Below are 580 nucleotides of genomic sequence, written 5' to 3'. Positions count from 1 at the left end.
CTCTGCGAGGGACTAGAGCTAACGACTCATCGACAAACTCGTCATCTGCAAATTCGTCTGCGAAGTCGACAACGACGGTCGGCGGTATCGCGCAGGATCAGGAACCGCCAGAGTCGGACGAGGAAGTCGACGACCCGACGTGGTTCGTGGCCCACCCGACCGAGCCTCCGCAAGAGTTCGATACCACCGAGTTTTGGCGTCGACACTTTGTTGGGGGCGGCGTATCGCCAGCAAAGACCATAAAAGGAGAAAAAAGGCTCATCGAACAACTCGCCGCTATTATTAACAATCTGGCGTTGGAGTTCGATGAGACCCGCCGCGTGGACGGTCGTAAGCTCGTTCGCGCTCTTACTACTCGGCACATTCGGAATATCTATCGAGAGCACGAAGCAAAGCGTCCGGCAATCCTGTGGATCGCCGACATTAGCGGGAGTTGTGCTCATATGAGTTTGCCGAGTCTTCGCGTCGCCCATGCAGCGACCGTACTCGGCAAAACGACCATTCCCATCATTGTGACGACGATCCACAATGTATTCAGAGTTCTCCAAACTATCAATGGTTTTGACGTAACGACAGAGAC

The 580-nt window shown here is 54.3% G+C and carries 1 protein-coding gene; it reads left to right on the top strand.

The features are described from left to right. Positions 1 to 146: 146 nt before the first annotated feature. On the top strand, positions 147 to 580 hold a 434-nt coding region (locus AC01ZF_RS17610), incomplete at its 3' end, for a hypothetical protein (protein ID WP_476575563.1).

Source organism: Chloroflexus sp., from assembly GCF_056331925.1.
This window is presented reverse-complemented; position numbering and strand designations above follow the sequence as displayed.